This window comes from uncultured Lamprocystis sp., from assembly GCF_903933125.1.
Classification (GTDB): Bacteria; Pseudomonadota; Gammaproteobacteria; order Chromatiales; family Chromatiaceae; genus Thiodictyon.
The window spans coordinates 1-7,554 of the sequence record NZ_CAIZIZ010000431.1 but is presented as its reverse complement, the minus strand read 5'-3'; the positions used below and the strand labels follow the sequence as shown (position 1 = coordinate 7,554).

General features: G+C 62.9%; 10 protein-coding genes and 1 pseudogene. All 11 read left to right on the top strand.

Annotated elements, in window-relative coordinates; translation table 11 throughout:
• The first annotated feature begins 391 nt into the window (after positions 1–391).
• The gene (locus QZY03_RS23085; protein ID WP_295584984.1) at positions 392–523 is read left to right on the top strand and encodes a hypothetical protein; all 132 of its coding nucleotides are present in this window, start codon (positions 392–394) and stop codon (positions 521–523) included.
• Between the two features lie 27 nt (positions 524–550).
• Positions 551–1,600 carry a Gfo/Idh/MocA family oxidoreductase gene (locus QZY03_RS23080; protein WP_295584983.1) on the top strand — a complete coding sequence of 350 codons (1,050 nt, stop codon included), beginning with the start codon at positions 551–553 and terminating at the stop codon, positions 1,598–1,600.
• A 137-nt stretch (positions 1,601–1,737) separates the two neighbouring features.
• On the top strand, positions 1,738–2,319 hold the full coding sequence (locus QZY03_RS23075; protein WP_295584981.1) for an acyltransferase: 582 nt from the start codon (positions 1,738–1,740) through the stop codon (positions 2,317–2,319).
• Between the two features lie 98 nt (positions 2,320–2,417).
• Positions 2,418–2,741, top strand: a complete 324-nt coding sequence (locus QZY03_RS23070; protein WP_295584979.1) for a hypothetical protein — start codon at positions 2,418–2,420, stop codon at positions 2,739–2,741.
• Entirely contained in the window at positions 2,738–4,402 is a 1,665-nt protein-coding gene (locus QZY03_RS23065) for an aminotransferase class I/II-fold pyridoxal phosphate-dependent enzyme (RefSeq protein WP_295584977.1), read from the top strand. Before QZY03_RS23070 ends, QZY03_RS23065 begins: the two co-directional genes overlap by 4 nt.
• Positions 4,403–4,692: 290 nt before the next feature.
• A complete protein-coding gene (locus tag QZY03_RS23060; RefSeq protein ID WP_295584975.1) occupies positions 4,693–5,145 on the top strand; it encodes a hypothetical protein in 453 nt (150 codons plus the stop codon).
• Positions 5,146–5,295 carry a UDP-N-acetylglucosamine 2-epimerase gene (locus QZY03_RS23055; protein ID WP_363182291.1) on the top strand — a complete coding sequence of 50 codons (150 nt, stop codon included), beginning with the start codon at positions 5,146–5,148 and terminating at the stop codon, positions 5,293–5,295.
• Positions 5,296–5,540: 245 nt separating this feature from the next.
• Positions 5,541–5,681, top strand: a complete 141-nt coding sequence (locus tag QZY03_RS23050) for a hypothetical protein (protein WP_295584973.1) — start codon at positions 5,541–5,543, stop codon at positions 5,679–5,681.
• Between the two features lie 193 nt (positions 5,682–5,874).
• Positions 5,875–6,339 carry a DUF29 domain-containing protein gene (locus tag QZY03_RS23045; RefSeq protein ID WP_295584971.1) on the top strand — a complete coding sequence of 155 codons (465 nt, stop codon included), beginning with the start codon at positions 5,875–5,877 and terminating at the stop codon, positions 6,337–6,339.
• A 320-nt stretch (positions 6,340–6,659) separates the two neighbouring features.
• The gene (locus tag QZY03_RS23040) at positions 6,660–6,953 is read left to right on the top strand and encodes a hypothetical protein (protein ID WP_295584969.1); all 294 of its coding nucleotides are present in this window, start codon (positions 6,660–6,662) and stop codon (positions 6,951–6,953) included.
• A gap of 231 nt (positions 6,954–7,184) precedes the next feature.
• Positions 7,185–7,554, top strand: a pseudogene (locus QZY03_RS23035) (hypothetical protein); the annotation flags it as partial.

Genomic DNA, 7,554 nt, shown 5'->3' with positions numbered 1-7,554 from the left:
GTCAGGGCTTCCAGCCCCGACGCCGCCAGACCAGGATGGCCTGACGACGCTCGTTCACGGTCACGGCCCTGGTAGGAACATCAAGCCACCCCGGAAGATGGAAGGCCCTCGGGGGAGCGGCATCCCGCCGCGATGCGGTGCCGCGGTGACCGCGAACGCTGCGGCTCCACGCCCGGCCCCATCGCGGCGGGACGCCGCTCCCACGGGGTCGCTGCGCGACTTTCACGGTAAACCCTTGGACTCGAAATGGGCATTGCTGGCCGGAACGATGATCAAGGCCGCGTCGCCGAAGCCGCCAACGTCATCGAGAACCGTAGGGCGCAATAGCCCAGCGTATTGCGCCAGCGATCGTGCGGCGCCCCGCCCCTGCGGCGCATACGGCAGTCGCCTATTGCGCCCTACGGTCTGCCACAGCCGCATCCTGTTGCTGGGGCTGGCCTTCAAGGAAGGCTGTCCGGACCTACGCAACCCCCGCGTCACCGACATCATCGAGCCCTTGCGCGTCGTCGAGGCATCATCGTGAAATACGCCCTCATTGAACAACCATCGCATGCCTAAGCCCATCAACAATCGCCAGATCCGCATCGCCGTCATCGGCTGTGGCCGCATCGCCAAGAACCACTTCGGCGCCATCGAGCGGCACGCTGGGGACTTGGATCTGGTGGCGGTGTGCGACACGAACCCGGCGGTCCTCAAGCAACACGTAGACACCTACGGCGTTCCCGGCTACGCCCACCTGTCGGAACTGCTCAGCACCGTCCAGCCGGACTTGGTCGCCCTCTGCACCCCGAGCGGTCTGCACCCGGACGAAACCATCCTCACCGCCCGCCATGCCGTTCACGTCATGACCGAGAAGCCGATGGCAACCCGCTGGCAGGACGGCGTGAACATGGTCAAGGCCTGTGACGAGGCTGGCGTCCACCTCTTCGTGGTCAAACAGAACCGGCGCAACGCCACGCTGCAACTGCTCAAACGGGCTGTTGAGGAGAAGCGGTTCGGCAAGATCCACCTGGTCCAGCTCAACGTTTTCTGGAGTCGCCCCCAGTCCTACTACGACCAGGCCAAATGGCGTGGCACCTGGGAGTTCGACGGCGGTGCCTTCATGAACCAGGCCAGCCACTATGTCGACCTGCTCGACTGGCTCATTGGCCCGGTTGATAAAGTACAGGCGATGGTCAGCACCACCCGTGATATCGAAGTGGACGACACCGGTGTGCTCAACGTGCGCTGGCGCAATGGCGCGCTGGGCTCGATGAGCGTCACCATGCTCACCTACCCCAAAAACCTGGAAGGCTCCATTACCATCCTTGGCGAAAAGGGTTCGGTCCGCATCGGCGGCGTCGCCGTCAACGACATCCAACTCTGGGACTTCGCCGAGCCGCGCGATTACGACGAACAGATCAAGGCGGCCAATTACGAAACCACGTCGGTGTACGGCTTCGGTCATCCGCTTTACTACAAGAACGTCATCGACGTCCTGCGCGGCGAAGCCGAACCGGAAACCGATGGCCGCGAGGGCCTCAAATCCCTGGAACTTCTAATCGCCGCCTACCTCTCAGCACGCGACGGGCGTACGGTCTCCTTACCGCTGGAATATTAGCAACAGAAGAATGAGGATTAGCCACGGACGGACACGGAAGAACACGGAAATTGGTGTTGTTCTGCTTGTCCGTGTCTTTCCGTGTTCTTCCGTGGCAAAGAATCCCCATCATCTCAATCCGCGGCTTGATCTTCATAATGACCACCACAATCCATCCCACAGCCATCATTGACGACGGCGCCCAGATCGGCGATGGCTCCCGCATCTGGCACTGGGTCCACATCTGCTCCGGCGCCCGCATCGGCGACCGCTGCTCCTTCGGCCAAAACGTCTTCGTCGGCAACGCCGTCCGCATCGGCAACAACTGCAAAGTCCAGAACAACGTCAGCCTGTACGATGCCGTTACCCTGGAGGACGACGTCTTCTGCGGCCCCAGCATGGTCTTCACCAATGTCTACAACCCGCGCTCAGCCGTCACCCGTAAAGACGAATACCGCCGCACCCTGGTCAAGCGCGGCGCCACCATCGGCGCCAACGCCACCATCGTCTGCGGTGTGACGCTGGGTGAGTACGCCTTCATCGCCGCCGGTGCCGTCATCAACAAAGATGTCAAGCCCTACGCCCTCATGGCCGGCGTCCCCGCGCGCCAGATCGGTTGGATGAGCCAACATGGCGAGCGTCTCGACCTACCCGTGACCGGCACCGGACAAGCCACTTGCCCCGCCACCGGCCGCACCTATCACCTCGACAATGGCGATCTTGAGGCAGTCAGCGATTGACCCCGAATACGCGTTACACAAGGAGCATTGCGCTTGCGTGTTTGTCTGTCCTTCCGTGTATTTCCGTGGCCCAACAAAACAAACCCAGAGCACGTCCCATGCAAGTCGAAGCCATCTACGATCAAGGCCGACTCGAATTTCAGACCGCGCTGAACCTTAAGCATCAGCGGTTTCGCGTATCTGTCGAGATCCCGGATCAAGAGATCGCCGACTCCCTGAAATCCGCTCCGCACGCTTATGATCTGGAGGACTTTTCACCGGAAGTCCGCGAGCGAGTTGCGAGAATGACAGCGATTGCTGAAGGTGCGCGGCACCAACCTTTATCGCCGGCTCAAGTTGAGGAATCAGAGGAAGAGCGCCAACGCTGGGCCGCCGTCGAGTTACGCAATGCAACCCGCCGTGAGCAAGGCCGTCCGCCATGAAACAGCTCTTGCTCGATGTCAACGTCGTCGTCGACCTTTGCGTCGCGCGTGCCGGCTCGGCCAATGCACGGCTCGCGATCGCGCTGGCCGAGACCGGTGGCGTCGCCCTATGGGTCTATGCCGGATCCGTGCAGACGTTTGAATATGTCCTCGCCTCTGAGGTCTACACCGCCGCGCTGGCTAACGGCGAAGGACTGACCCGCTCGGCCGCTCGGTCGCGCGCGCGTCATCTCCTGGCGCGCATAACGGCCGATTATCAGTGGTTGGCGGCTTTGGCCGCGGAAGGGCCGGTCTTTGAGGACGAGGATCCTGAGGATGCCCAGTTGCAACGCGCACTGGAACGGTTCGCCGAGGGGTCGGCGGGTCTGCTGACACGGGACAAGCGGATGCTCGCCCGCTATCCGGATCGTGCGCTTATGCCCGAGGCATTCATCGAGCAGCAGCGTCACTTCCAAAGCAGTTTGCCTCACATCGATTTTGTCGATCTCAAGACCCAGCAAGCCGCGATTCGCCCGGCGTTAGAGCGCAACCTCCACCGCGTCCTCCACCACGGTCAATACATCCTTGGCCCGGAAGTCCGCGAGTTAGAGGTACGCCTGGCCGCCTACACCGGCGCCAAGCACTGCATCACCGTCGCCAGCGGCACCGAGGCGCTGTTGATCAGCCTGATGGCGCTCGGCATCGGTCCGGGTGATGAGGTCATCACCACGCCCTTTACCTTCGTGGCGACCGCAGAGGTCATCGTCCTGGTCGGCGCGACGCCCGTCTTTATCGACATCGACCCTGCCACCTGCAACATTGATCCATCCCTGATCGAGGCCAGGATCACCGCCCGTACCAAAGCGATCATGCCCGTCAGCCTCTACGGCCAGCCGGCGGACATGGATGCCATCAACGCCATCGCCGCCCGCCACGGCAACATTCCGGTCATCGAAGACGCCGCCCAGAGCTTCGGTGCGACCTACCAGGGCAAGCAGAGCGGCAACCTCAGCACCATCGGCTGCACCAGCTTCTTCCCCAGCAAGCCGCTTGGCTGCTATGGCGACGGTGGCGCCATCTTCACCAGCGATGACGTCTTGGCCCAAGCCTGTCGGGAAATCCGCGTTCACGGTCAGAGCAAGCGCTACGTCCATACGCGGATTGGGGTTGGCGGGCGTATGGATACGCTGCAATGCGCCGTCGTCCTCGCCAAGCTCGATCGCTTCGACCAGGAAATTTCCCAACGCCAGACCGTCGCCCACCGCTACCATGAATTATTAGCCACGGAAACACACGGAATAACACGGAAAGAAGAAAGAGAAGAACGTGTCCGTGTCCTTCCGTGTGATTCCGTGGCAACAAATCTTCGGCTGCTGCCCTGGCCGAAAGCACACCGCACCAGCGTCTTCGCCCAATACACCATCCTGGTCGAGGACCGCGACGCCCTCCAGGCCGGCCTGTACGCCGCCGGCATCCCCACCGCCGTGCATTACCCGGTACCGATCAACGAGCAGCCAGCCTACGCTCACCTGTGCTGCCCCGACTGTACCCCGGTTGCCCAAAGCATCGCCCGCCAAGTCATGAGCCTGCCTATGCACCCGGACCTGGGCGAGGCCGACCAGCAACGCATCGTCACGACCCTGATGCAGAGCGAAGCACTGTGCCACCACCCCGAGCCTTGACATCACCCCGGCCAGCCGTCAGCGGTCCGTACCGGAGCCCTGAGTCAGACCGCAATCCGTCGGCTCCGCTGCGCGGACCGACGACCGTGCAGGTCGCGAGACGGCCGGGTTGATGGCCAAGATTCTACAAGGCCGTGATCATCGTTCCGGCAAGCGACGGCCTGTCCGCCACTGGAGGTCGAGGCTTTAGCCGGTGGCGATTCCCGAGATCTTAAATAACATCAGTGGTCCCGGCACGCCGGGCCGGCTAAAGCCTCGGCCTCCAGTGGCCGGAATGATGATCGAGCCCCATGGACAGACGCCCTTCCAAACCGTGGCACCGCTGGCTCGGCATCCTGCTGACCGACCTGTTCGTCGGCCGCCCCTGGTCGGTGACCATGGAGGAGGAGTTGTCGCTCAAGAGTCAACGACTCGACCGGTACGGCTTGACCCACTATCGCCCGCGCAGCCGCATCGGCAGCTTCTTGCACGAGCAACTGACCGCCACCTTTGGCCTGGAGACCGACATGGCTTACACCGCTGAGGCGTTTAAACGCGAAGCGATGCGGGACCTCCTGGAAGACGTCCTGCACGATCCCAAACACCTGAGAACGCTGCTGGATCGTTTGGTGGAAGAGGATCGGCTGCGCGAACTCACCCCCGAGGAGCGGCTGCGCGGCCTTGCCCCCGAGGCGCGGCTGGAAGGTCTCTATCCCGCGATAATTGAAGCCTGGCTGAAGCAACATCCCCGTCACGACCATTGACTGCTGACCAGCGCCCGTCTCATTCTGACCGACTCCGGCGGTATGCCGAAAGAAGCCTATTTCCACGGTGTGCCCTGCATCACCCTGCGCGACGACACCGAGTGGCTGGAAACTATCGAGTCAGGGCTGTCGCATCAACGTATTAGCTGAAAACTGGGTGATTCAGTCGCCGCCGTCATCATGCGGGTCGCGCAAGCCTGCCTGCGCATTTCCGATCTTTGGTGGTCACAGCCGGACGTCTTTGCCGATGTCCTGGCTGAAACCAGGTGAGCCGGCGCCGCGCGAGCCGATACCGGGCATAAAGTGAAAATCGCCATCCGTGTCGATGCCTCCACCCGGGCCATCTGGTGCGCTGCCGGACCTTGGCGCAGGGCCTGCGCGCCCAAGGTGCGCAGGTGAGATTCATCTGCCGTGCGCATTCGCGCCATCAGCTCGACGCACTCGGCGCCGATGCCTTCGCAGTCACCGGGCTCCCGGCCCCGCCGATCGACATGGACCCGGTTGCGTCGACCGCCGCAGACGACTATGCGCGATAGCTCGGCGTTCCATCGCATCAGGACGCCGCCGAAACCCTGGCAGCACTGTCCGGTTGGCGGCCCGATTGGCTGGTGTGGATCATTATCCGGCGGGACGACAACAGCTCGCCGCTGCCGGCATGGCACTGGTGGACGGGCAGGGCGCTGCGCGGATCGTTCGAGCCATGCAAACGGATACGACGGGAGGCGGCACATGACGGCTCAGACCTACGAAACCGATTTTCTTTACTGGACGCAAGAGCAATCCGCTTTGCTGCGTGCGCGCCACTGGGACGCATTGGATCTCGAGCACATTGCTGAGGAAATCGAGGACATGGGACGAGAGCAAAAACTGGCCTTACAGTCCTTGCTTCGGCAGATCCTGCTGCATCTCCTGAAGTTGGCGCTCTCTCCTGCCCAGGCTCCACGGGCAAAATGGACTGAGGAAATCATCGAGTTTCGCGACCAGGCGCAAACGCGGCTTGACGCCACGCCGAGCCTAAAACACCACGCACCAGAGCTCTTTGCCAAGGCCTGGCAGCAAGCACGGAGAGCCGCGCAGAAGTCGTTCGATCTCTACGATGAGCAGGCTCAAGTCCCTGCCCTGTGTCCCTATTCCATCGAGCAGGTGCTCGATCCTGATTACTTTCCGGATGCGGAACCGGCATCAAATCAGTAAGCCGTTTTCCGGGAATCAGTATCCCGACTGCGCATGGCAGCAAGGCTGTAGGGGCGACTTCAGTCGCCCCTAAACGTCGGTCGATGCTTTCCCGGCAGTCGCCTATTGCGCCCTACGGACTTCCGCTAGGCCTGGTCGGCGGCCACTGCATCGGCGTCGACCACTTGACCGCGCAAAGAAAGCCAGTTGGGTCTTGGTCACGGTTCCGGCCACGTGACATCGGGTGGACAAGCGTCGCGCAGTCCACCAGCGGCGGCGCGAGATTCGGTGGACTGGGCTAGCGCTTGTCCACCCAACGGCCGGAACGATGATCGAGGCCCATGGACAGACGCCCTCCCAAACCGTGGCACCGCTGGCTCGGCATCCTGCTGACCGACCTGTTCGTCGGCCGCCCCTGGTCGGTGACCATGGAGGAGGAGTTGTCGCTCAAGAGTCAACGACTCGACATCCTCATCATCGAACAGCGCGACGCGGCGGGTGCAACCCCCGATCCAGACGCCTTAAACGGCCTGCCCGATGGCTTGGACACGCTGGCTGCCCACAACCTGCTCAGTTATAAATCTGCGGCGGAGCCATTCAACGCCTGGGCACTGGAAGAACTCATCGGCCACTAGGTCACCTACCGTAAGCTGGCCTCACTGCGCGCCGCCTGCAGCGGCACGTGCGCGGCGGATGAGCCGCTGGCCGAACCCGCGGGCGCCTACCCGCTGCTGCCGGCGCGTGACTTTCGCCGCTATGCCATCGCCACCCGCCAGCCGCGCCAACTGCTGCGCCAACTGCCGGCCGGCACCTGTCGCGCGACCGCCTGCCCCGGGGTCTACGATCTGGCGGTAGGCGCACTGCCGGTGCGCCTCATCGTGCTCGACACCCTGGCGAAGCAGCCGCGCAACGCCCCCTGGGGACTGTTTGCGCATGCCCGTGATCAAACCCGGTACGGCTTGACCCACTATCGCCCGCGCAGCAGCATCGGCAGCTTCTTGCGCGACCAACTGGCCGCCACCTTTGGCCTGGAGACCGACATGGCGTACACCGCTGAGGAGTTTAAACGCGAAGCGATGCGGGACCTACTGGACGAGGTCGTGCGCGATCCCAAGCACCTGAAGACAGCGCTGGATCGCCTGGTGCAAGAGGGTCGCCTGCGCGGGCTGGCGCCCGAGATTCGGACGCTGCTGGATCGCCTGTTGGATGAGCATCGGCGGCGCGGCCTTGCCCCCG

Coding starts and splice junctions, on each gene's coding strand:
- QZY03_RS23080 (WP_295584983.1), top strand. CDS start 551: ATGCCTAAGCCCATCAACAATCGCCAGATCCGCATCGCCGTCATCGGC.
- QZY03_RS23075 (WP_295584981.1), top strand. CDS start 1,738: ATGACCACCACAATCCATCCCACAGCCATCATTGACGACGGCGCCCAG.
- QZY03_RS23070 (WP_295584979.1), top strand. CDS start 2,418: ATGCAAGTCGAAGCCATCTACGATCAAGGCCGACTCGAATTTCAGACC.
- QZY03_RS23065 (WP_295584977.1), top strand. CDS start 2,738: ATGAAACAGCTCTTGCTCGATGTCAACGTCGTCGTCGACCTTTGCGTC.
- QZY03_RS23060 (WP_295584975.1), top strand. CDS start 4,693: ATGGACAGACGCCCTTCCAAACCGTGGCACCGCTGGCTCGGCATCCTG.
- QZY03_RS23045 (WP_295584971.1), top strand. CDS start 5,875: ATGACGGCTCAGACCTACGAAACCGATTTTCTTTACTGGACGCAAGAG.
- QZY03_RS23040 (WP_295584969.1), top strand. CDS start 6,660: ATGGACAGACGCCCTCCCAAACCGTGGCACCGCTGGCTCGGCATCCTG.